Annotated in this window: 19 protein-coding genes; 11 read left to right on the top strand and 8 right to left on the bottom strand. The window is 73.0% G+C overall.

Features of this window, described 5'->3' with window-relative positions:
* Positions 1-7: 7 nt before the first annotated feature.
* The gene (locus BAW75_RS22245; protein WP_069090139.1) at positions 8-418 is read right to left on the bottom strand and encodes a hypothetical protein; all 411 of its coding nucleotides are present in this window, start codon (positions 416-418) and stop codon (positions 8-10) included.
* A gap of 162 nt (positions 419-580) precedes the next feature.
* Between BAW75_RS22245 and BAW75_RS22250 the strand changes: the two genes are divergently transcribed.
* From BAW75_RS22250 to BAW75_RS22270, 5 genes are all read left to right on the top strand, one after another.
* A complete protein-coding gene (locus BAW75_RS22250; RefSeq protein ID WP_104114792.1) occupies positions 581-2,143 on the top strand; it encodes a phenylacetate--CoA ligase family protein in 1,563 nt (520 codons plus the stop codon).
* Between the two features lie 3 nt (positions 2,144-2,146).
* Complete coding sequence (locus BAW75_RS22255; protein WP_104114793.1) at positions 2,147-2,587, top strand: DUF4188 domain-containing protein; 441 nt, start codon at positions 2,147-2,149, stop codon at positions 2,585-2,587.
* On the top strand, positions 2,584-3,666 hold the full coding sequence (locus BAW75_RS22260; RefSeq protein WP_104114794.1) for an N-acetyltransferase: 1,083 nt from the start codon (positions 2,584-2,586) through the stop codon (positions 3,664-3,666). Before BAW75_RS22255 ends, BAW75_RS22260 begins: the two co-directional genes overlap by 4 nt.
* A gap of 2 nt (positions 3,667-3,668) precedes the next feature.
* On the top strand, positions 3,669-4,685 hold the full coding sequence (locus BAW75_RS22265; protein ID WP_104114795.1) for a nitroreductase family protein: 1,017 nt from the start codon (positions 3,669-3,671) through the stop codon (positions 4,683-4,685).
* A 154-nt stretch (positions 4,686-4,839) separates the two neighbouring features.
* Positions 4,840-7,650, top strand: a complete 2,811-nt coding sequence (locus BAW75_RS22270; RefSeq protein WP_104114796.1) for a glycosyl hydrolase family 95 catalytic domain-containing protein — start codon at positions 4,840-4,842, stop codon at positions 7,648-7,650.
* A gap of 52 nt (positions 7,651-7,702) precedes the next feature.
* Here the strand turns inward: BAW75_RS22270 and BAW75_RS22275 are convergent, their stop codons facing one another.
* A complete protein-coding gene (locus BAW75_RS22275) occupies positions 7,703-8,416 on the bottom strand; it encodes a hypothetical protein (protein WP_043324727.1) in 714 nt (237 codons plus the stop codon).
* 73 nt (positions 8,417-8,489) lie between these two features.
* On the opposite strand from BAW75_RS22275, the gene BAW75_RS22280 reads away from it, so the two are divergent.
* The gene (locus BAW75_RS22280; protein ID WP_043324725.1) at positions 8,490-9,317 is read left to right on the top strand and encodes a PIG-L family deacetylase; all 828 of its coding nucleotides are present in this window, start codon (positions 8,490-8,492) and stop codon (positions 9,315-9,317) included.
* A 46-nt stretch (positions 9,318-9,363) separates the two neighbouring features.
* On the opposite strand, the gene BAW75_RS22285 is transcribed toward BAW75_RS22280, so the two are convergent.
* The gene (locus tag BAW75_RS22285; RefSeq protein ID WP_104114804.1) at positions 9,364-10,509 is read right to left on the bottom strand and encodes a carboxylate-amine ligase; all 1,146 of its coding nucleotides are present in this window, start codon (positions 10,507-10,509) and stop codon (positions 9,364-9,366) included.
* Positions 10,510-10,664: 155 nt separating this feature from the next.
* Positions 10,665-12,089, bottom strand: coding sequence for a type I glutamate--ammonia ligase (gene glnA, locus BAW75_RS22290; protein WP_104114797.1), 1,425 nt, complete (start codon positions 12,087-12,089; stop codon positions 10,665-10,667).
* Between the two features lie 234 nt (positions 12,090-12,323).
* Here glnA and BAW75_RS22295 point away from each other — a divergent pair, with 234 nt between their 5' ends.
* Both BAW75_RS22295 and BAW75_RS22300 read left to right on the top strand, forming a co-directional pair.
* Complete coding sequence (locus tag BAW75_RS22295; RefSeq protein WP_104114798.1) at positions 12,324-14,108, top strand: N-acetylglutaminylglutamine amidotransferase; 1,785 nt, start codon at positions 12,324-12,326, stop codon at positions 14,106-14,108.
* A gap of 32 nt (positions 14,109-14,140) precedes the next feature.
* Positions 14,141-14,404 carry a hypothetical protein gene (locus BAW75_RS22300; RefSeq protein ID WP_222948895.1) on the top strand — a complete coding sequence of 88 codons (264 nt, stop codon included), beginning with the start codon at positions 14,141-14,143 and terminating at the stop codon, positions 14,402-14,404.
* A gap of 71 nt (positions 14,405-14,475) precedes the next feature.
* Here the strand turns inward: BAW75_RS22300 and BAW75_RS32390 are convergent, their stop codons facing one another.
* The 4 genes from BAW75_RS32390 to BAW75_RS22315 all read right to left on the bottom strand — a co-directional run bounded on the left by BAW75_RS32390 (position 14,476) and on the right by BAW75_RS22315 (position 18,327).
* Positions 14,476-14,646 (bottom strand): hypothetical protein, encoded by a 171-nt coding sequence (locus BAW75_RS32390; RefSeq protein ID WP_013285860.1) that lies wholly within the window; start codon positions 14,644-14,646, stop codon positions 14,476-14,478.
* Between the two features lie 577 nt (positions 14,647-15,223).
* A complete protein-coding gene (locus BAW75_RS22305; RefSeq protein ID WP_104114799.1) occupies positions 15,224-15,958 on the bottom strand; it encodes a serine/threonine-protein kinase in 735 nt (244 codons plus the stop codon).
* Positions 15,959-16,001: 43 nt separating this feature from the next.
* The gene (locus BAW75_RS22310; RefSeq protein WP_104114800.1) at positions 16,002-16,997 is read right to left on the bottom strand and encodes an Acg family FMN-binding oxidoreductase; all 996 of its coding nucleotides are present in this window, start codon (positions 16,995-16,997) and stop codon (positions 16,002-16,004) included.
* Positions 16,998-17,103: 106 nt separating this feature from the next.
* Entirely contained in the window at positions 17,104-18,327 is a 1,224-nt protein-coding gene (locus BAW75_RS22315) for a PucR family transcriptional regulator (RefSeq protein WP_043324720.1), read from the bottom strand.
* Positions 18,328-18,410: 83 nt separating this feature from the next.
* Here BAW75_RS22315 and BAW75_RS22320 point away from each other — a divergent pair, with 83 nt between their 5' ends.
* The 3 genes from BAW75_RS22320 (at position 18,411) to BAW75_RS22330 (ending at position 22,244) form a co-directional block, all read left to right on the top strand.
* Positions 18,411-19,502, top strand: coding sequence for a ferredoxin reductase (locus BAW75_RS22320; RefSeq protein WP_104114801.1), 1,092 nt, complete (start codon positions 18,411-18,413; stop codon positions 19,500-19,502).
* Positions 19,503-19,516: 14 nt separating this feature from the next.
* A complete protein-coding gene (locus BAW75_RS22325) occupies positions 19,517-20,656 on the top strand; it encodes a fatty acid desaturase family protein (RefSeq protein WP_043324718.1) in 1,140 nt (379 codons plus the stop codon).
* A 184-nt stretch (positions 20,657-20,840) separates the two neighbouring features.
* Positions 20,841-22,244, top strand: a complete 1,404-nt coding sequence (locus tag BAW75_RS22330; RefSeq protein ID WP_167435603.1) for a glycosyltransferase family 4 protein — start codon at positions 20,841-20,843, stop codon at positions 22,242-22,244.
* Positions 22,245-22,436: the final 192 nt, after the last annotated feature.

The raw sequence follows: 22,436 nt of genomic DNA on the forward strand, positions 1-22,436 counted from the left end.
CGCGCGGCTACCGGTCCGTCGGCCGCTTCGGGGCCGGCGACGCCAGCCGGTCCGCGAGCCCGTTTGCGACCTCGGGGGCCAGCCGCGCCAAATTGAGTACGGTGTCCAGCGCGTCGTGCGCGTCCGACGTGTACCGCCGGATCACCTCACCGCGCTGGTCGTCGGCCATCTTCAGCTGCCCGACCACGGTGTCGATCAGGGCGTGCCCGTCGGTGCGGACCCGCGCGACGAGTTCGTCGAACGCCTCCGGGTCGACCCGGCGGCTCTCGGTCAGCTTCTCCTCGAGTCGCCGTGCGCCGGCCAGCCCCGCCGCGAGTTCCTCCTCCAGGACCGTGGCCGCGTGGGTCACGGTCTCCGAGGTCTCCTCGGCCACCTTCTCGAAGCGCTCGTTCGTGCGCTCACGCTTGCCGTCTGTCATGGGCGAAGTGTCACCGGACCAGGCACGACGCACCAGGCGAGTGTCGCCATGGTGACTGAGCGTGGCCAGCCCGGGCAGCTTTCGCGACTGGGTACGGGTACTCAGCGCAGTACCGTCCCGTCGCTCATGTGTCCGCGTCGCGGCGTCGACAGGATCCTTGTCATGGCCGAGACGCTGCACCGACACGCCGCCTTGCGTACCGTCGACACGCCGCTGCCCGCCGAGGCCGCGCTGGCCCCCGCCGGCCGCGCGGTCGCCGCGCTGGCCCGGCTCATCGCCCACCACCCCGCCGGCTGGAGGTGGCTGGCCCGGCGCCACCACCCGGTCCTCGACCGGCTCGCCGCCGCGAACGCGCGGTCCACCTGCGTCCGCGCCGCCCGGCGGGTGCCCGCCTACCAGGCGTTCCTGCGGGCCCGCCCGGGCGGGCTGCGCCGTCGGCTGCGGGACTTCCCGGAGACCGACAAACGCGGGTACGTGATGGCGTACGACGCCTCGGCCCGGTGCCGGGACGGGCGGATGCCGGAGCGGGGCGTGGTGGTCGACGAGTCGGCCGGCTCGTCCGGGCGGCCGTTCAACTGGCCGCGCGGCGAGCGGGAGCTGCGGGCGGTGCACCGCGACATCGCCGGGTACACCGGGCTGGCGTTCCCGATGCGCCGACCGTTCGTCATCAACGCGTACTCGATGGGCGCCTGGGCGACCGGCACCACGACCGGCGCGGCGATGGCCCGGATCGCGACGGTGAAGAACACCGGCCCCGACCTGGGGAAGATCGTCGACACGCTGCGCGAGTTCGGCCCCGGCCACGACTACCTGGTGACCGCGTACCCGCCGTTCCTCAAGCACCTGCGGGACCGGCTCGACGCCGAGGACTTTTCGTGGTCGCGGTACCGGATCTTCGCCAGTTGCGGCGGCGAGGGGATGACCGAGGCGTTGCGCGACTACCTGGAGCAGCGGTTCGTGCGGGTGCGGTCGGCGTACGGGGCGTCGGACCTGACCATCGGCATCGGCGCGGAGACCCGGTTCACGGTCTGGTTGCGGCGGCGGCTGCGCACCGACGCGGGACTGCGCGCGGAACTGCTGGGCCGCGGCGAGCAGCGGCTGCCGATGGTGTTCCAGTACAACCCGTTCGCCACCTACCTGGAGACCAACGACCGGCGGGAGCTGCTCTGCACCGTGACCGGCCCGCACGTGCTCCAGCCCCGGCTGCGCTACAACGTCGGCGACGAGGCGCTGCTGGTGCCGTACCGCCGGATCGTGGAACTGGCGCACGCCGACCCGGTGCGCCGCGCCGAGTTCCGTACCGCGGTGTCCGAGGAGCGGATGACGCTGCCGTTGCTGCTGCTGTTCGGCCGCAGCGACTCCACCGTGTCCTACCTGGGCGCGAACCTCTACCCGCAGGACGTCGAGTACGGCCTCTACACCGGAAACCCGTACGCCGCCGAGATCAACAGGTTCTGTCTCACGCTGCACGAGGACGCGGCGCTGGAGACCCGGCCGGTGATCCACGTGGAGCTGCGCCGCCCGCTGGACGCCGCGGCCCGGGCGGCGCTCGCCGACGCCTGCCGCGACGGGGTACGCGCGTACCTGACCTCGGTGTCGCGGGACTTCGCGCAGTCCCTGGTGGAGGACCCGACCGCCGGTGACCTGCGGGTGGAGCTGCACGAGCCGGGCGGCGGCCCGTTCGCCGCCATGCAGAAGATCAAGAACGTCTACCTGGTGAGGTGAGCGATGCGCACCCGTGACTTCTCCCGCGCCCCGGCCCAGGCCCGCGCCGGCGCCATGTTCATCGGCGGCACCCGGTACGCGAACCCGCTGGTGCTGCTGCGCCTGGCCCCCGACTGGATCCGGATGGTGCGCGACATGCGCCGGATGTCCGGCTACTGCTGGCACACCGTCTACTGGCAGTTCCCGCTGACGCTCGGCACCATCGCGTTCTTCACCGACCGCGACGCGCTGCTGCGCTTCGCCCGGACCCGGCACCACCGGAGGCTGATGATGTGGCTGACCGACGGCAACCGCAACGCCACGGCCGGGTTCATCCGCCTCTACACCGCCTCCCCGGACGGCTACTCAAACGGCGCGTGGCGGGCCGAGGACGGCGCGATGGGCCACATCGAGCGGTTCACGCCGCTGGGCGCGGAGACCACCGGACCGGCGGTGCGCCGGTGACCGGCCACCGGTTCGAGCGCGTGACCGGCCGGCGCGGCCTGCGCGACTTCCTCGCGCTCACCGACCGGCTGTACGCGGACGAGTCCCGCTACGTGCCGACGCCCCGGCAGCAGATCCGCCGCTGGTGGCGCGACGGCGTGCCGATGTACGTGCTGCGCGACGCCTCCGGCGCGGTGGTCGGGCGGACCACGCTGCACACCGACGCGGACCTCGACGCGAAGCTCGGCCGCCGGTGCCAGTTGTTCGGGCTCACCGAGTTCACCCCGCACGCCGCCCGGCCGCTGTTCGACGCGATCGCCACGCACGCCACACCCGGCCGGGACCTGCTGTTCGGGCCGGTGGCGCTGCTGCCCAACCAGGCCGGCGGCGTGATCACCTCCGGGTACGCCGACCGGGGTTTCGTGGACAGCGCGTGGAACCCGCCGTACTACCCGGACGCCTACGAGGCGTACGGGTTCACCGGGCGGTTCGTCTCCGACACCTGGATCTGCCCGGTGCCGTCGCCGTCCGGGCCGCCGCCCGCGCTGGGCGTCCAGCCCGACGGCTCCCGGCTGGACCTGCACCGCGGGAACAGCCGGCGGCTCGACGAACAGCTGGACCTGCTGCGCGGGATGCTCAACGACTCCTTCGCCCAGCTCGGCTACTACACGCCGATCTCCGCGGCGCAGTTGCGGCGGCAGACCGACGGGCTGGCGTACCTGCTGGATGACTCGCTGCTGCTCTACCTGACCCGCGACGGGCAGCCGGTGGCGTTCGTGCTCTGCGTGCCGGACATCAGCGACTTCCTGGTCGCTGTGCGCGGCGACCTGAACCCGGTCAACCAGCTTCGTCTGCTGGCCACCCGGCGCCGGTACCGCCGGGAGGCGGTGCTGATCGTCAAGGGCGTGGTGCCGCGGTTCCAGGGGCGCGGCTACCAGCGGCTGCTGTCGGAGCACCTGCACCGCAACCTGCACGAGGGCGGATACACGGCGCTGCGCAGCACGTACGTCGGGCGGGACAACCCGGCGTCGGCCGCCCAGTACCGGCGCCTCGGCGGACGCCCGCTGCACGGCTACACGTTCTACGCCAGGGAGCGGTGAGCATGGACCTCGCCGCGTTCCGCGCGCTGGAGCCGCTGTGCTGGCGGGCGCCGAGCGCGCACAACACCCAGCCGTGGCGGCTGCGCTACGAGCGCTGGGCGATCACCGTCGGCTGGGACCCGGCCGACACGCTGCCCGCCGGCGACCCGACCGGGCGGGACCTGCGGCTGTCGCTCGGCGCGTTCGTGGAGACCTGCCTGATCGTCGCCGCCGACGCGGGGCTGCGGCTGGACTGGGCCGCCGACCACGACGAGTCGGACCGGCGGGTGGGGCGGCTGCGTCCGGCCCGGCAGCCGTACCGGACGCCGTTTTGCGCCGCCGACGTGTGGGACCGGCGTACCCACCGGGGCCGGTTCACCGGCGGCCCGGACGCCGACGTGGTCGCGGCCGTGGACGCGGTCGCCCGCCGGGCCGGTGGCGCGGCCCGCGTGGTGCCGGCGGCCGGGCGGCTGCGCGCGCTGCTGCGCACGGCCGACCGGCACGTGTACGCCGACCCGTCGGTGGTCGCCGAGCTGCGCCGCTGGCTGCGCCTGGACCGGGCGTGCCCGCGCTACCGGAGCGACGGGCTCAGTGACAGCTGCCTCGGGCTGGGCCGGGCGGCGGCCACCGGACTGCGGGCGGCGCTCGCGGCGTACCCGGCGTTGCGCCCGCTGGGGCTCCCCCGGCTGCTCGCCGCCGCGGGCGGTGATCCACTGGCGCGGGGCGGCGGGGTGCTGGCGCTGATCGAGCCGCCCGGTCTGGACGCGGCCGGGCAGGTCGAGTTCGGACGCGTGCTGATGCGGATGTGGCTGACGCTGCACACGGCCGGGCTGGCCGCGCACCCGCTCAGTCAGCTCGTCGACGTCGCAGCCACCCGTGGCGCGCTCGGCACGCTGCTGGACGTGGCGCCGGAGCGGATCGTGCACGTGGCCCGGGTGGGCCGGCCGGCCGCGCCCGCGCCCCGCTCGGCCCGGCGAGTGCGCCACGGATCGCGTCTGTTAGCGGTAACACCCCTTGACGCGATGTCACTTCATCCATGAGAGTCCATGTTGGCCGACGTGTCGCCCGGTCGGGAGCCCTGGGCGCGGAGTGGCAGGAACGCGGCGTCCGGGTGTGCGAGGCGCAATCTGTTAGCGATAACAGAGCAGCCGCGCACCCGGACCCGCCTCTGATCCGCGCGGTTGGGAGAAAAGCATGTCTGAAGTGACACGACGCAACGTCATCAAGGCCGCAGCGGCCGGCACCGGCGCCGCGCTGGTGCCGGCCGCCTGGAGCGCCGCCGCCCGCGCCGGCTCGGCGGCGCCGGCGCAGGTGCTCGCCGCGAACGACCTGGCGCTCTGGTACGACGAACCGGCCGGCACCGACTGGCTGCGCGCCCTGCCGATCGGCAACGGGCGGCTCGGCGCGATGGTGTTCGGCAACGTGGACACCGAACGGCTCCAGCTCAACGAGGACACCGTGTGGGCCGGCGGCCCGTACGACTCGGCGAACACCCGGGGCGCGGCCAACCTGGCCGAGATCCGGCGTCGCGTCTTCGCCGACCAGTGGACCTCGGCCCAGGATCTGATCAACCAGACCATGATGGGCAGCCCCGGCGGTCAGCTCGCCTACCAGACCGTCGGCGACCTGCGGCTCTCCTTCGGGTCGGCGAGCGGGGCGACGCAGTACAACCGGACGCTGGAGCTCACCACCGCCACCGTCACCACCACGTATGTGCTGAACGGTGTCCGGTACCAGCGGGAGGTGTTCGCCAGCGCGCCCGACCAGGTGATAGTGCTCCGGCTGACCGCCGACCGGGCGAACGCGATCACGTTCTCCGCCGCGTTCGACAGCCCGCAGCGGACCACCGTGTCCAGCCCGGACGGCGCGACAGTCGCGCTCGACGGCATCTCCGGCTCGATGGAGGGGGTCAACGGCTCGGTGCGGTTCCTCGCGCTGGCCAACGCCGCCGTCACCGGCGGCACGGTGAGCAGCTCCGGCGGCACGCTGCGGGTGTCCGGCGCGACCAGCGTGACGGTCCTGATCTCGATCGGCACCAGCTACGTCAACTACCGCACCGTCAACGGCGACTACCAGGGCATCGCCCGCAACCGGCTGAACGCCGCCAAGAGCGTCGCCGTCGACCAGCTCCGCACCCGCCACCGCGCCGACTACCAGGCGCTGTTCGACCGGGTCACGATCGACCTGGGCCGCACCGCCGCCGCCGACCAGCCCACCGACGTGCGGATCGCGCAGCACGCGAGCACGAACGACCCGCAGTTCGCCGCGCTGCTGTTCCAGTTCGGGCGGTACCTGCTGATCTCCTCGTCGCGGCCGGGCACCCAGCCGGCGAACCTGCAGGGCATCTGGAACGACTCGCTCACGCCGTCCTGGGACTCGAAGTACACGGTCAACGCCAACCTGCCGATGAACTACTGGCCGGCCGACACCACGAACCTGTCCGAGTGCTTCCTGCCGGTCTTCGAGCTGGTCAAGGACCTCACCGTCACCGGCGCGCGGGTCGCCCAGGCACAGTACGGCGCCGGTGGCTGGGTCACCCACCACAACACCGACGCCTGGCGGGGCGCGTCGGTGGTGGACGGCGCGTTCTGGGGCATGTGGCAGACCGGCGGGGCCTGGCTGAGCACGCTCATCTGGGACCACTACCTGTTCACCGGCGACCTCGGCTTCCTCCAGGCCAACTACCCGGCGCTCAAGGGCGCCGCCCAGTTCTTCCTCGACACCCTGGTCGCCCATCCGACGCTCGGCTACCTGGTGACGAACCCGTCGAACTCGCCGGAGCTGGCGCACCACGCCAACGCCAGCGTCTGCGCCGGACCCACGATGGACAACCAGATCCTGCGTGACCTGTTCGACGCCGCGGCCCGGGCGAGCGAGGTGCTCGGCGTCGACACCACGTTCCGGTCCCAGGTGCGTACGGCCAAGGATCGGCTGCCACCGAGCCGCGTCGGTTCCCGGGGCAACGTGCAGGAGTGGCTCGCCGACTGGGTCGAGACCGAGCGCACCCACCGGCACGTCTCCCACCTGTACGGGCTGCATCCCAGCAACCAGATCACCAGGCGGGGCACCCCGGCGCTGTACGAGGCCGCCCGCAAGACGCTGGAGCTGCGCGGCGACGACGGGACCGGCTGGTCCCTCGCCTGGAAGATCAACTTCTGGGCCCGGCTGGAGGACGGCGCCCGCGCCCACAAGCTCCTGCGCGACCTGGTCCGCACCGACCGGCTCGCGCCGAACATGTTCGACCTGCACCCGCCGTTCCAGATCGACGGCAACTTCGGCGCCACCTCGGGCATCGCCGAGATGCTGCTGCACAGCCACACCGGGGAGCTGCACCTGCTGCCCGCGCTCCCCAGCGCCTGGCCCGCCGGGCAGGTCGCGGGGCTGCGCGGCCGGGGTGGCTACACGGTGGCGCTGACCTGGAGCAACAGCCAGGCCGACGAGATCAGCGTCCGCGCCGACCGCGACGGCACGCTGCGACTGCGGTCCCGGCTGTTCACCGGCGCCTTCACCCTCACCGACGTCACCGACGGCAGCACACCGGCCACCACCCGGCCGGAGTCCGACGTCGTGGCGCTCACCGTCCGCGCCGGCCACACGTACCGGGCGGCCCGGCCGGGCGTGACCCCCTCGCCGACAGTGACGCCGACGCCGACGTCCACGCCGTCACCGACCCCGACCCCGACCACCAGTTCCCCGGCGCCGTCCGGTGCGCGTGCCACGTACGCGATCACCGGCTCCTGGTCGGGCGGCTTCCAGGCCGAGGTCACGGTGACCGCCGGCGCCACCGCGATCCGCGGCTGGACGGTGTCCTGGACGTTCCCGAACGGTCAGGTGATCAACCAGATCTGGAGTGGCACGCACATCCAGAGCGGCGCGAACGTCACGGTGCGCAACGTCGACTACAACGGATCCCTGCCGGCGGGCGGCTCCACCACGTTCGGCTTCATCGGCACGGCCGGCGGCACCAACAACCCGCCGACGAACCTCACCTGCACGACCACCTGACCGCTGACGCGCCCCGCCGCGGCAACCCGGCCGGGGCGGGGCGTGCCGACGGTCAGGCCAGCAGCGTCTCGCGCAGCCGCGCGCCCAGGTTGAACTCGCCGACCACCCGGGGACCGGCCGGGTCGTACACGGCGATGCGGTGGTTGCGGCGCATCATCTCCCGCACCGCCGGCGGCAGCCGGGGCGGGTCGTCCATCGTCGCGAGCACCCGCGCGCCGGTGCCCATCAGCCGCTCCACCAGCGACGCGCTGTCGGTGTCCACACGCACCCGGCCGAACTCCCAGCCGGCCGTGGTCAGGTCGAGCACCTCGAACAGGCGCGTCACGAACGGCTGCGGATCGGTCACCTTGTCCAGCCGGTCGGCCCGCCCGCCGACCGCCGCCACGGCGCCGGCCACCTGCGCGTACGGGTGCAGCCCGCTGGGCAGCGCGCCGAGCGGCCAGCGCAGCGCGGGCCCGGCCTCCTTCCATAGGGGCCGGTAGTTGCGGCGGTGCACCAGCAGCCGCCGGCCGGTACGCCGGAACACCTCGTGCGCCTGGCCCAGCAGGTCGGCGTGCGCCTGGTCGGCGGCCTCGCAGACGATCCCGGCGGCCACCACGAGACCGTCGTCATCGGACAGCAGCCGGGTGATCGCGTCGGCCTGCTCCGGGAACCGGAGGCGGGCGTGCGCCCCGTAGGACTGCCGCACGTCCCGCAGCAGCTCCTGCTGACGTGTCGGGTCCAGTTCGACCCGTCCGCCACCGAGCAACCGCTGGAGCCAACCCATCGCGCCTCGCTTCCGTCGCCGTCTGCGGACCGGGCAATGCTAGTTCGTCGGCCGATGCTCGTATGGTGACGGGGTGACCGATCGATCCCTGACCCTGATGGCGGTGCACGCGCACCCCGACGACGAGGCGACGAGCACCGGCGGCATCCTGGCGCGCTACGCGGCCGAGGGCGTGACCACTGTGCTCGTTACCTGCACCGACGGGGGGTGCGGCGACGGCCCCGGCGGAATCAAGCCGGGCGACCCCGGGCACGACCCGAAGGCCGTGGTCGAGATGCGCCGCGCCGAGCTGGCCGCGAGCTGCGAGGCGCTCAAGGTGACCCACCTGGAGACGCTCGACTACGGCGACTCCGGGATGATGGGCTGGGCCACGAACGACGCGCCCGGCGCGTTCTGGAACACGCCGGTGGCCGAGGCGGCCGGCCGGCTGGCCGAGCTGATCCGGCGCTACCGTCCCGACGTCGTCGTCACCTACGACGAGAACGGCTTCTACGGCCACCCGGACCACATCCAGGCCCACCGCATCACCATGGCCGCCGTCGAGCAGACCGGCATCCCGGCCAAGGTCTACTGGACCACCGTGCCGCGCAGCGCGTTCCAGCAGTTCGGCACCGTCATGCGCGAGATCGGGGTGGAGTTCCCCGAGCCGGAGGCGACCGACGAGATGCCGGCGCTGGGCCTGCCGGACGACGAGATCACCACCTGGGTCGACACCAGCGGCTACGGCGGGCAGAAGTTCGCGTCGCTCGCCGCGCACGCCAGCCAGGCGGAGAACATCTTCTTCCTGCGCCTCGGGCAGGAGCGGTTCACCGAGCTGATGGGCATGGAGACGTTCGTACGGGTGCGGGACACCACCGGCGCGCCGACGCCGGAGGACGACCTGTTCGCCGGGCTGCGCTGACCGGCCGCCGGCCCGGTCCGGCGTGTCGTCGGCCGGGCCGCTCATCTCAGGCCGCGACGGTCTGCGCGGCCAGGTGCGCGAGCACGACACGGACGTCACCGCCGGTGTCGGCCATGACCTGACGTTGCCGGGTGGCGCCGGTGCCCTCGCGGCGCACCCGGTCGATCTCGCGCCGGACCAGGTCCAGATCGCCGTGGCGGGTTAGCGCGGGCGTGACGATGCCGAGCATGTCGTCGACGAGGTCCCAGGCGGGCCGGGGCCGCCCGGTGCGCAGGTCGACCAGGTCACCGTCCACGCCGTCGTGCGCGGCCCGCCAGTGCGCGGCGGCGACGAGGCAGTCGCGGATGCGCTGGGCCGGCACACCGTCGCGGATGTCGTCGATCGCGGTGGCGACCAGCGCCCGGACCAGCCCGGCGATCAGGACGGTGTCGTCGACTGTGGGGCAGACGTCGCCGACGCGGATCTCCACTGTGGGGTACGACGCCGACGGCCGGGCGTACCAGTAGACCATCGCGGCGTCGAGCATGATGCCGGCGGTGATCAGGTCCCGGACCGTGGCGTCGTAGTCGGCGGCCGAGTGGAAGTGCGGCGTCGGCCCGATGCTCGGCCACCGTTCCAGCTGCATCGAGCGCCAGCTGGCGTGCCCGGTGTCCCGCCCGTCGTGCAGCGGCGAGTTGGTGGTGAGCGCCTGCACCACCGGCAGCCACGGGCGCAGGTGGTTGCACACCTGCACGGCCAGATCCCGGTCGGGTACGCCGACGTGCACGTGGCAGCCGCAAACCGCCGGGTCGTGGGCCACCGGGCCGAACCGGCGGGACATGTCGTGGTAGCGCTGCTCGTCGGGCACCGTGCGGTGGGCCTCGCAGACCGGCGTGGCGCCGACCGCCACCAGTCGCGCCCCGGCCGCCTCGGCCGCCCCGGCGGCCGCCCGGCGCAACGTGACCAGGTGCTCGCGGAGCTGACCGAGGTCGGGGCTGACCGGGGTCACCATCTCCACCATGCTGTGCCGGAACTCCTGCCGGCTCTGCTCGCGTGCGGTCCCGGAGAGCGCGTCGCGGACCCGGTCGGCGACCGGCATGCTCTCGCCGGTGACCGGGTCCAGCAGCAGGAACTCCTCTTCCACCCCGAGGGTCAGGACGGTGGGGATCTCCGGTGTCGGGGTGGTGGCGGTGGTGGTGGGCCGCGGCCTCACCGACGGCTCCACCGGCACGGAACGGTCGGCAGCTCGTCGTGAGGCGGGATCATGTCTCGACGGTACGAGGCCGGGGGCCGTCCCGAGGCTGTTTCCGCCGACCACCGCCCCCGCGGGTGGCGCGGGGGCGGTGGGGTCGCTCAGCAGGACGTCGCTCAGCAGTCGTAGTACATGGCGAACTCGTGCGGGGTCGGGCGCAGGCGTACCGGGTCGACCTCGTTGGCGTTCTTCCAGTCGACCCAGGTGGAGATCAGGTCGGCGGTGAAGACGTTGCCGTCGAGCAGGTAGTCGTGGTCGGTCTCCAGCGCCGCCAGCGCCTCGGGCAGCGATCCGGGTACCTGCTTGACGTCGCCCCACTCCTCCGGGGGCAGGTCGTACAGGTCCTTGTCGATCGGCGCGGGCGGCTCGATCTTGTTCTTGATGCCGTCGAGACCGGCCATGAGCATGGCGGAGAAGGCCAGGTACGGGTTGCTGGACGGGTCCGGCACGCGGAACTCGACGCGCTTGGCCTTCGGGTTGCTGCCGGTCACCGGGATGCGGGTGCAGGCGGAGCGGTTGCGCTGGGAGTAGACCAGGTTGACCGGCGCCTCGAAGCCGGGGACGAGACGGCGGTACGAGTTGATGGTCGGGTTGGTGAAGGCCAGCAGCGAGGGGGCGTGGTGCAGCAGGCCGCCGATGTACCAGCGGGCGGTGTCGGACAGGCCGGCGTAGCCGGTCTCGTCGTAGAACAGCGGTTCGCCGCCGCGCCAGAGGCTCTGGTGGGTGTGCATGCCGGAGCCGTTGTCACCGAACACCGGCTTCGGCATGAACGTGGCGGTCTTGCCGTGCGCCCACGCCTCGTTCTTGATCAGGTACTTGAACAGCTGAAGCTCGTCGGCGGAGTGCAGCAGCGTCGAGAACCTGTAGTTGATCTCGGACTGCCCGCCGGTGCCCACCTCGTGGTGTGAGCGTTCCACAGTGAACCCGGCGTCGACCATCCGGCGGACCATGCTGTCGCGCAGGTCGGCGTAGTGGTCGACCGGGGGCACGGGGAAGTAGCCGCCCTTGTACGCGGTCTTGTAGCCGCGGTTGCCGCCCTCCTCGATCCGCCCGGTGTTCCAGGCGCCCTCGATCGAGTCGATGTAGTAGAACGACTGGTGCGCCGAGGTCTCGTGGCGGATGGAGTCGAAGATGTAGAACTCCGCCTCCGCGCCGAAGTACGCGGTGTCGGCGATGCCGCTCGCCGCCAGATACGCCTCGGCCTTCTTCGCCACGTTGCGCGGATCCCGGGAGTACGCCTCCCTGGTGAACGGGTCGTGGACGAAGAAGTTCAACGCGACGGTCTTCTGCGCGCGGAACGGGTCCACGAACGCGGTCGCCACGTCCGGCAGCAGCAGCATGTCCGATTCGTGGATCGACTGGAAGCCGCGGATCGACGAGCCGTCGAAGGCGAGGCCGTCGCTGAACACGCTGTCGTCGAACGACTCGACCGGCAGGTTGAAGTGCTGCATCACGCCGGGCAGGTCACAGAAACGTACGTCGACGAACTTCACGTCCTCGTCGGTGAGGTATCGCAGGAGTTCCTCGGAATTGGCGAACACACGTCCTCCTGGCAGGCGTCGTTGATCCTGGCCACGTCCCGTGGCCGGACCGCCCGGGGACATGGCCCGTACCGCCACCGTACGACGGCGCGCCGTGCCCGGCTCGCCAACCGCCCATCCGGGTTTCCTTCGCCACAGGCCGGGTAGTCGCCGTACCCGGCGGACCGCCCGGGGAGACGACGCGGCGGGAGGTTGGCATGGTGGGTGCTCCGCGACTGACCGGTGGGCGCTGAGATGTGCGGGATCAGCGGTGAGGCCAGGTTCGACGGGGTCACCCCCGACACCGACGCGGTGAATCGGATGACAGCGGCGATGCGTTCACGCGGCCCGGACGGTGAGGGCGCGTGGGACGACGGCTGGATCGCGCTGGGGCACCGCCGGCTCACCGTCATCGACCTGTCCGAGGCCGGCGCCCAGCCGATGGTCCGCGACGACCTCGGCCTGGCCCTGGTCTTCAACGGCTGCGTCTACAACTACCCGCAGCTGCGCGACGAACTGAGCACGGCCGGGCACACCTTCCACAGCACCAGCGACACCGAGGTGATCCTGGTGGCGTACGCGCAGTGGGGTGAGCGGTTCGTCGACCACCTGGTCGGCATGTTCGCCGTGGCGCTGGTGGACCGGCGTCGCCGCCGGCTCGTGCTGGCCCGCGACCGGCTCGGCATCAAGCCGCTGTACCTCGCCGAGTCCCCGGGCCGGCTCCGGTTCGCCTCCACGCTGCCGGCGCTGCTGGCCGGGGGCGACGTCGACACCGGCATCGACCGGGTCGCGCTGCACCACTACCTGTCGTGGCACTCGATCGTGCCGGCGCCCCGCACCATCCTGCGCGGGATCCGCAAGCTGCCCCCGGCCACCGTCCGGGTGATCGACGCCGACGGGCACAGCAGCGAGCGCGTCTACTGGCGGCCCGAGTACCGGCGCGACCGGGCCCACGACGGCATGGACGCCGCCGACTGGCGGACCGCCGTCGGGGACGCGCTGCGCACGGCCGTACGCCGCCGGCTGGTCGCCGACGTGCCGGTCGGGGTGCTGCTCTCCGGCGGCCTCGACTCCAGCATGATCGTCGCGCTGCTCGACGGCGCCGGTCAGCACCACCTCCAGACGTTCAGCATCGGGTTCGACAGCCGCGGCGACGAGGCCGGCGACGAGTTCCACTACTCCGACCTGGTCGCCCGCGCGTTCGGCACCGACCACCACCGCATCCAGCTCTCCGACGGCGATCTCGGCCCGGCCGTACGCGCCACCGTGGCGGCCATGACCGAACCGATGGGCAGCCACGACGTGGTGGCGTTCCACCTGCTCTCCGAGCAGGTCGCCCGGCACGTGAAGGTGGCGCAGTCGGGCCAGGGCGCCGACGAGGTGTTCGCCGGCTACGGCTACCACCACCGGCTCGCCGACGCGGCGCGGGAGAACGCCGCGGCCGAGTTCACCGCCGCGTTCTTCGACCGCGATCACGCCGAGCTGAACCGGGTGGTCGACCCCGCGTACACCTGTGAGCGCGACGCCAGCGGCGAGCTGGTCGCCGCGGACCTGGCCGCGCCCGGCGCGCAGACCGCCGTGGACGCGGTGCTGCGCCTGGACACGCACCTGATGCTGCCCGACGACCCGGTCAAACGCGTCGACAGCATGAGCATGGCCTGGGGACTGGAGGTGCGCACGCCCTTCCTCGACCAGGACCTGGTGGCGCTCGCCGCGGCCTGCCCGCCCGAGCACAAGCTGGCCCAGGGCGGCAAGGGCGTGCTCAAGGAGGTGGCCCGGGAAGTGCTGCCGGCCGAGGTCATCGACCGGCCCAAGGGCTACTTCCCGGTGCCGGCGCTGCGCAACGTCGACGGGCCCGTGCGAGAGTTGGTGGTCGAGGCGCTCAGCGCGCCCGAGGCGCGCCGGCGCGGGTTGTTCCGCCGGGAGTACGTCGACGAGCTGCTGGCCGAGCCGGACCGGGCGCAGGCCGCCGCCGGCAGCAACAAGCTGTGGCAACTGGGCCTGCTGGAGTTGTGGTTGCAGTCGCACGGCGTGAGCTGAAGGGCCGCCCGGCCCGGGGCGGCGAGAGGAGCATGGTGAAGTTCGTCATCGAGAGCGAAGCCGACGGCACCGTGGGGTTCACCGTGGTCGGCGGCGACGGGCGGGTGCTCGCCACCGGGCAGCCCTGCCCGGACAAGGGCGCGGCGCTGGCCGCGGTGGGTGAGCTGATGCACGGGCTGGGTGAAGCCTGCATCGAGGACCGGACGGGGGCGACCGCCGGGCCGGTGGCCGGCACCCGGACCGAGATCGGCGACGACATGTCCGACATCGGCCGCTCCGGCATCCCGCCGGTCTGAGGCTGCTTCCGTGGCCGCCCTCCGGGGCGGCTGGAACCCGCCCGGCCGGCCGGCCGGGCGGGTTCGTGCGCTCACTGCTCGTCGTCGAGCACGTCCGTGTGGCCGTCGCGGGTGACGGTGGGCGGGAGGTGCTCGTCCGGCTGGGGCGCCTCGGCCAGCGTGTGGTGCGGGTCGCCGTCGGGCGAGAACAGCACCCGATCGGTCTTGCGGGTCTTCTCCTGCTCCTCCTCCGGCTCAGTCACCGCGTTCTCCCTCCGCTCACCGGCGCCCCGGGCAGGCCACCTCGCCCCACGCTATGCGCCGGACGGGCCCCGGGAGCGGGTTTCCGCCCGACGGCTGCCCTGCGGTCATAGGTCCGGCCGGTGGCGGTCCGAACCGTGCGGTCGACTGAGGCTCGCGCACGCCGTCGTGGCCGGCGTGCCGATGTCCGACGCCAACCCCTGATCGTCCCGCCGCGTCGGCCCTTGGTCGTCCCGCCGCGCTAGCCGTCGCCATCACGGAGAGTAGCGCCGAAGCTGCGCCCGCATGGTTCACCTCGGGCCACTTTGCTCTGCAGCCATCGACGCGGCGGTGACTCACGGCTACCGCTGCGTATGAGGCTGCAGAGCAAAGTCGCCGAAGAGGCAACAGCCTCGCCGACGACTGGTCGAATATTTTTCCTGCTCAGGTGTGGTGCGCCCGGAAGGGTGGTGCATTCGCCGAGGAAACCGCCTCTCACTCACTGTGACGAGGTGCTGGATGGGGTCGAGGTGACGGAAAGTCACGCCCTCGGTCCGGGCGCGGGGCGCTGAAGGCGGTGAAGCGGCAGCCGGATAAGGGTCAGGCAGCCCGCCAGTCGCGCACCAGGGCGGCCACGGTGGCGTGCCGCGCGTCCGGGTCGGCGCGCGTGGCCCGGTCGACGACCGCGCGTTCCGCGGTGGTGCCGCGCCAGCCGGACGGGCCGTCGAGCAGGTGGTGCAGCGTACGGCCGAGCGCGTGCACGGTGGTGCGCTCGTCGATGGTCGCGCCCCGGGTCAGCTCCTCCGGCGACAGGTAGCGGCGGGACCCGGGCAGCCGGTCGGAGTCGAGCACGAACGCCCCCGGCCGGTACTCGTCCAGGTCGATCAGCCACATCCGGCGGGCGTCGAAATCGTAGAGGAAGCAGCCGTCGTAAAGGTCGACAGCCACGTACCCGGCCGCGCTCACCGCCACGTGCGCGTCGAGGATCGCGTCCAGCGCCGCGCGTACCTCGGCGAGCGGGAGCCGCTGGAAGCGGGCCAGCCCGGCCCGGTCGCTGCCGTGGACGGTGGCGTGGTTGAGCACGACGCCGTTGCGCCACGGGTACACGACGGTCGGGCCGTCGGCGCCGTCGCGTACCAGCTCGGGCTGCACGAGCGCGGGGTGCCGGACCGCGGCGTGCAGGCCCAGGGCGCGGGTCAGCGACTCACGCGCCGCAGGCGTCGCGGCCCGCTTGACGAACCAGCGTCTGCCCGCCGACTCCACGCCGTAGGACACGCAGCCGGAGTCCTGGTCGCCGAAGACCACGAACGCGGCGGCCGGGTCCAGATCCCACACACGTCGAGGCTACGACGAAGCAGGACCGCGCCGGCCGCCGGAGTCAGTCCACCACCTCGATGACGTCGCCCGGCGCGCGGCGGGGCGCCGGCGGCAGCTCGGCCTCCGGGCCCCAGCCGACGCGCACGATCAGGTACGGGCTGCCGATGCCGGCGAGCAGGTCACGCATCATCCGGCGCGGCCAGGCCAGCTCGACGGCGTCGCTGAGCGGCGCGCTGGCCAGCCCTTCGGCGGTGGCGGTGAGCAGCAGCGCCGACAGCGCCTCGCCGCCGCGCAGCCAGGCGGCCGGCTCGTCGTCCTCACCGAACAGGATCAGGTACGCCGCGCCGCGGTCGAAGTCCGTGCCCGCGCTGAGGCCGGCCGCCCCGCCGGGCGCGTAGTCGCGCAGCGGCACCCGCCGTGGGGAGGGCCGCACGGCGGTGGCTGCGGGCACTCCGTCGCCGCTGCCCGCCGGCCGGTTGGTCCACCGGTTCAGCTCCTCCCGGTACGCGGGGTCGGCCAGCTCCGCCTCGGCGGCGCGGCCGGTGGACACGGCGAGCATCGGCATCTGGTCCGGCCGGACCACGTGCAGGTGGGCGCCCTCTGCCTCGACGGCGTCACCGAGCCGGGCCAGCACCGCCTCCGGCACCGGCCGGTCGCCGTACGCCCGCCGGTCGGTGCGGCGGCGCGGGATCGCGTCGACGAGCCGGCCCGCCGGCACGTCCAGGTCGATCGGGCCGGTCGTGCGGATCCGGGCCAGCAACGACGGGTCGGACGGGTCGGGCAGCCGCTCGACCACCGCCGCCCAGCCGAACGCCGCCAGCGACACGCGCGCGTGGTGCAGGGCGGCGCCGCAGCTCAGCATCAGCAACCGGCCGTCCGGGTCGGTGTGCGTGAGCTGCCGATCCGGGTCGCCGTGCAGCTCCAGCGCGTCCGCGGTGATCCGCCAGCGCCAGGGCTGGGTGTTGAACACCGACGGGGCGTGCAGGGACTGCCGGGCGGCCGCCTCGAGCACCCGTACCCTCGGGTCCTGGCCGGTGCGGGTCGGTGTGCTGGTCATGGCGGCCCTCCTGGTTGCTCGTCCCCTTCCGACCCTGCCCGCCGCCGTCGGCGTCGGACAGGGCCGGAGGTCCCGGCCGCACCGGGCCGTGCGCCCCGGCGCGGCGTCAGGCGGCGTCCGGCTCCGGGGGTACGGCCAGCGCGATCGTGAGGTCGAGGACGGCGGCGGGGTCGAGCAGCCGGTCGCCGAACAGCTCACGGAGCTTGCCCATCCGGTAGCGGACGGTCTGCGGATGCACGAACAGGTCGGCGGCCACGTCGTCGCGGCGTCCCTGGTGCAGCAGCCACGACCGCAGCGTCTCGGCCAGCCGGTGCGCGGTGGCCGGGGGCAGCGCGGCCAGCGGCGCGAGGGCCTGCGCGCGCAGGTCGGCCAGGGCCTCCGGGTCCATGCTGAGCAGCAGCGTGGCCAGATGACGCTCGGTGTCGACCGGTCCGGCGTCCGGCTCGCCGAGGCCGAGCGCGAGCGCCCGGGTGGCCCGCTGGTACGACGCGGCGACCCGGTGCCAGGGGCGGGCCGGGCCGAGCACCGCCCGGTGCCCGTGCAGCAGCCGGGTGAGCTGGCGGCGCCGGCCGCCGTGCATGTCCGGCACCAGCAGTACGGCCAGCTCCTCGACCGGGTTCATGCCGGGCAGGTCCTCGCCGCTCTCCAGCGTGTGCGGGCTGAGCAGCGCCAGAACGGCGCGCAGGTGCCGGCGGGGCAGCAGCACCACCGTCAGAGTCTGCGGCGGCGGCCAGTCGGCGCGCTCCGCGCTGCGCCGCAGCGACTCCTCCGGCTCACCGGCCAGCAGCTGCTGGGTGAGCCGTTCCAGGCTGCGGCGGCGCATCCGGCCGGCGCTGGCCAGCTCGTCGGCGTGCCCGGCCACGCTCGCCGCGGACAGCTCGTCGATGTACGCGAACATCAACTCAGCGAACTCGGCCACCGTCTCGGCGGCGAGCCCGCTGCGCACCGTCGTGGTGGACACCTCACGCCAGGCCACCCGGGCGCCCACCCGGTACGCGGCCAGCAGCGCGTCCATGCTGCGCCCCGAGCGGGCCTCACCGCTGCCCAGCGCGTACGCGGCCTCCAGCGCCGGGGCCAGGGGAGTGCTCGGGTCGAACGCCTGGGTACCCTCGATGAGCTGGAGGAACGTGCCGAGCGCGATGCGTACCGCGTTTTCGATCTTCGCCCGCATGGCGCCGGTGAGCGCGCCGGAGTAGTCCGGCACCTCGGCGGTGATCGCGGAGACGGTCCGTTCGGCGACCATCGGCAGCCGGTCGCGCAGCGTCGCGGCCATGCCGGCCTCGAGGTTGAGGTGCGCGGCGCGCTGCCCAGTGCCGGCCTCCAACGTCATGTTGTTCCCTCCGAACAAAAACCCGCGACCTTTTCACCTTTGCTGGTCAAGATGTTATGCGATCGGGCGGTCACGCTGGTCATATGACCACAACTGCCTCCCGCCGCCCTCAGAAGGTCACCTTCCGGGACAGGCTGCTGCGGCTGGCCGGAACGGTCACCACGCCGGTGCTGCCCGACGACTACCTCGACCTGATCGCGCCGCTGCGCGCCGGCGCCCCGCTGCGCGGCCGGATCGTCGCCGTCCGCCCGGAGACCCGGGACGCGGCCACGCTGGTGATCCAGCCCGGCCGCGCCTGGCAGGGCCACCTGCCCGGGCAGTACATCCGCCTCGGCGTCGACGTCGACGGCGTGCGCCAGTGGCGCGCGTACTCGGTCACCTCCGCGCCGGACGCCCCCGACGGCCGGATCAGCGTCACCGTGAAGGCCATCCCCGACGGCAAGGTCAGCAACCACCTCGTCCGCCGGCTCCGGCCCGGCACGCTGATCCACCTCGACCAGGCACAGGGCGACTTCGTGCTCCCGAGCGCGACGCCCGAGCGGGTCCTGTTCCTCACCGCCGGCAGCGGCATCACCCCGGTCATGGGGATGCTGCGCTCCGGGCTGGCCGACCGGGCCGACGTGGTGCTCGTGCACTCCGCGCCCACCCGCGACGACGTCATCTTCGGTACGGAACTGCGCGCGCTCGCCGACCGCGGCGCGCTGCGGCTGGTCGAGCGGCACACCGACACCGACGGCCTGCTCGACGTCGCCGAACTCGCCGCCCTGGTGCCCGACCACCTCGACCGCGAGGCGTGGGCCTGCGGCCCGATCGGCATGCTCGACGCGGCCGAGGGGTACTGGTCCTCGAACGGCCTCGTCGAACGGTTGCACACCGAGCGGTTCCGCCCGACGGTGATCACGCCGGGCGAGGGAGGCACGGTGACCTTCACCGGAGCAGGGGTGACAGTCGAGTCCGACGGCGCCACCACCCTGCTCGACGCGGGGGAGAACGCCGGAGTGCTGATGCCTTCCGGGTGCCGGATGGGCATCTGCTTCGGCTGCGTCGTACCGCTGCGCCAGGGCGCCGTCCGTGACCTGCGCAACGGCGACGTCACCACTGCCGTACCGGGGGACGGCGTGCTCGTCCAGACGTGCGTGTCGGCCGCCGCCGGTACCTGCGACATCGATCTCTGACAGGAGCCACCCACGTGACCGTCATCCAGAAGAAGGCCGTCAACCCGATCGCCCACCTGAGCGCCGAGGACATCGAGATCATCGGCAAGGAGTTGGACGCGATCCGGGACCGGGTCCTCGCCGACCGGGGGGAGCGGGACGCCCGCTACATCCGCAAGGTGGTCAAGACCCAGCGGACACTGGAGATGAGTAGTCGCGCGGTGCTGTTGTTCTCGCTGTTCCCGCCGGCCTGGATCGTCGGCACGGCCGGCCTCACGGTCGCCAAGATCCTGGAGAACATGGAGATCGGGCACAACGTCCTGCACGGCCAGTGGGACTGGATGCGCGACCCGAAGATCCACTCCACCACCTGGGAGTGGGACCACGTCTCCCCGGCCGACCAGTGGAAGCAGTCGCACAACGAGCTGCACCACCGCTACACCAACGTCGTCGGCAAGGACAACGACCTCGGCTACGGCATCATGCGCGTCGACGAGGACCAGCCGTGGCACCCGATGCACCTCGGCCAGCCGCTGTGGAACCTGATCAACGCCATGTTCTTCGAGTACGGCATCGCCGCGTACGACATGGAACTCGGCGACCACCTCAAGCAGCGCAAGCTCAAGGACCCGAAGTTCCGGGCCAAGGCCCGCGCCGTCGGCCGCAAGATCCGCCGTCAGGTGCTCAAGGACTACGTGGTGCACCCGCTGCTGTCCGGCCCCTCGTTCCTGACCACGCTCGCCGCCACGTTCACCGCGAACCTGCTGCGCAACGTGTGGAGCCACTCGGTGATCATGTGCGGGCACTTCCCCAACGGCGTCGAGACGTTCGAGAAGACCTCCATCGAGGGCGAGACGCGCGGCGAGTGGTACCTGCGCCAGATGCTCGGCTCGGCCAACATCAGCGGCAGCCGGCTGCTGCACATCATGACCGGCAACCTGTCGTACCAGATCGAGCACCACCTCTTCCCCGACCTGCCCAGCAACCGCTACCAGGAGATCGCGCCGCAGGTACGCGCGCTGTTCGACAGGTACGGCCTGCACTACACCACCGGCCCGCTGCCCAAGCAGGTCGCGTCCGCGTGGTGGAAGGTCATCCGGCTGTCGCTGCCCAACCGCAACGACAGCCGGCAGCCGGTCGCCCCGGCCCCGCTGGTCTCCTCCGGCACGGCCTGACCGGGCCGTTCGGTGCACGGCCGGTGAACTTCCACCGGCCGGCACCTGACCAGCCGCTGCACAGTCGGCGTCTTCGCAGCTCAGAGCGGTTTTCGCGGCCGTCGTGACAGCCCCGCGTCCCCGTACACTCGCGCCCGTCCGGGCGTACGGGTGAAGGGGTGGAACGCCGATGCGGCGCGTGGTCATGCTCGTCGACAACGCGGTCGAGGGTGACTCGCGGGTGCAGAAGGCGGCCCGCTCGGCCGCCGACGCCGGCTGGGACGTCACGCTGATCGGCTGCGCCCACGTCGACGCCGAACGCCGCTGGCGGCTCGGCGACGCCGAGGTACGCGTCCTCCCGCTCGCCGACGCTCGCGCCACTCCACCCGCCGCCGCATCGGCCGTCCTCTCCAGCCCGCGCGGCGGCGCCTCCGCTTCGGGCCGTGACGCTGGTTCGCGCGACGGCTCCGGCCTGCGTGGGGTGTCCGGGCTGCGCGGCGTGTCCGGTCTGCGGGCTCGGCTCTTGGCCCGGGGCGGACTGCCGTTGCGCGCGGCGCGGCTGGCCCGCCGGCCCGTCGAGCACGCCGAGGTCCGTTTCTGGCGGGCCCGGCTGCGCGACGGGGCCTGGCGGCGGCTGGAGCCGGGCCTCTGGGACTACGAACGGGTCGCCGGACCGGTCGTCGACGACCTGCGCCCCGACCTGATCCACGCGCACGACTTCCGGATGCTCGGCGTGGCCGCCCGCGCCGTCGACCGCGCCCGCGCCGCCGGACGTGACGTCAAGCTGGTCTGGGACGCGCACGAGTGGCTGCCCGGGGCGCGGCCGCGTCGGGACAACGCCCGCTGGCTGCCCGCCCACCTCGGTTACGTCCGCGAGTACGTCGGTCACGCCGACGCGGTCGTCACGGTTTCCGACACGCTCGCCGACCTGCTGGTACGCGACCACGACCTGCCCGAACGCCCGACCGTGATCCTCAACGCCCCGATCGCCGCCACCACGGAGACATCCGCTCCCGATCTGCGGAAGCGCTGCGGTCTGCCACCGGACACGCCGCTGCTGGTCTACAGCGGGGCGATGGCGGTGCAGCGCGGCGTGGACACGGTGGTCGAGGCGTTGCCGCTGCTGCCCGGCGTACACCTGGCGCTTGTCGTCGCCGACCCGGCCGCCGCCTACGTCCGCCAGGTCGTCGCCCGCGCGGCCCGGCACGGGGTGGGCGACCGGGTGCACGTGCTGCCGTACGTGCCGCATCGCCAGCTCGTCGCGTTCCTCGCCACCGCCGACATCGGGCTGATCCCGCTGCACCACTGGCCCAACCACGAGATCGCGCTGATCACCAAGTTCTTCGAGTACGCGCACGCGCGGCTGCCGATCGTGGTCAGCGACGTCCGCACCATGGCCGAGACGGTCCGCGCCACCGGGCAGGGCGAGGTGTTCCGTGCCCGCGACGCCGCCGACCTGGCCCGCGCGGTGCGGGCGGTGCTCGCGGATCCGGCCCGTTACCGCGCCGCGTACGAGGGTGAGGACTCCCCGCTCCCGGGGTGGACGTGGGAGGCGCAGGCCGAACGCCTCGACGCCCTCTACCGCCGCCTGCTCACCCCCACCCGCTGACGCCCGCCCGGGTGGAACACCACGGGTGTCTCCGGCCCGTTTTGACACCCATGGCGTTCCACCCGCCCCCCGGGGGCGGCATGGTCAACTCCAGCTCGGCGAAGTGGCGGCATCCGAGGGGCGCCGACCCCGCCATTTCGGGGGAGTGGTGTTGATCAGGGCGAGGGCGAGGGCGGGGCGCGGGAAAAGGGG

Source organism: Micromonospora chalcea (assembly GCF_002926165.1).
In the GTDB taxonomy this organism is placed as follows: domain Bacteria; phylum Actinomycetota; class Actinomycetes; order Mycobacteriales; family Micromonosporaceae; genus Micromonospora; species Micromonospora chalcea.

What these genes read in the sequence shown, in the direction of transcription:
- BAW75_RS22245 (WP_069090139.1), bottom strand. Translation starts at nt 418, where the DNA reads ATGACAGACGGCAAGCGTGAGCGCACGAACGAGCGCTTCGAGAAGGTG.
- BAW75_RS22250 (WP_104114792.1), top strand. Translation starts at nt 581, where the DNA reads ATGGCCGAGACGCTGCACCGACACGCCGCCTTGCGTACCGTCGACACG.
- BAW75_RS22255 (WP_104114793.1), top strand. Translation starts at nt 2,147, where the DNA reads ATGCGCACCCGTGACTTCTCCCGCGCCCCGGCCCAGGCCCGCGCCGGC.
- BAW75_RS22265 (WP_104114795.1), top strand. Translation starts at nt 3,669, where the DNA reads ATGGACCTCGCCGCGTTCCGCGCGCTGGAGCCGCTGTGCTGGCGGGCG.
- BAW75_RS22270 (WP_104114796.1), top strand. Translation starts at nt 4,840, where the DNA reads ATGTCTGAAGTGACACGACGCAACGTCATCAAGGCCGCAGCGGCCGGC.
- BAW75_RS22275 (WP_043324727.1), bottom strand. Translation starts at nt 8,416, where the DNA reads ATGGGTTGGCTCCAGCGGTTGCTCGGTGGCGGACGGGTCGAACTGGAC.
- BAW75_RS22295 (WP_104114798.1), top strand. Translation starts at nt 12,324, where the DNA reads ATGTGCGGGATCAGCGGTGAGGCCAGGTTCGACGGGGTCACCCCCGAC.
- BAW75_RS22300 (WP_222948895.1), top strand. Translation starts at nt 14,141, where the DNA reads ATGGTGAAGTTCGTCATCGAGAGCGAAGCCGACGGCACCGTGGGGTTC.
- BAW75_RS22310 (WP_104114800.1), bottom strand. Translation starts at nt 16,997, where the DNA reads ATGACCAGCACACCGACCCGCACCGGCCAGGACCCGAGGGTACGGGTG.
- BAW75_RS22315 (WP_043324720.1), bottom strand. Translation starts at nt 18,327, where the DNA reads ATGACGTTGGAGGCCGGCACTGGGCAGCGCGCCGCGCACCTCAACCTC.
- BAW75_RS22320 (WP_104114801.1), top strand. Translation starts at nt 18,411, where the DNA reads ATGACCACAACTGCCTCCCGCCGCCCTCAGAAGGTCACCTTCCGGGAC.
- BAW75_RS22330 (WP_167435603.1), top strand. Translation starts at nt 20,841, where the DNA reads ATGCTCGTCGACAACGCGGTCGAGGGTGACTCGCGGGTGCAGAAGGCG.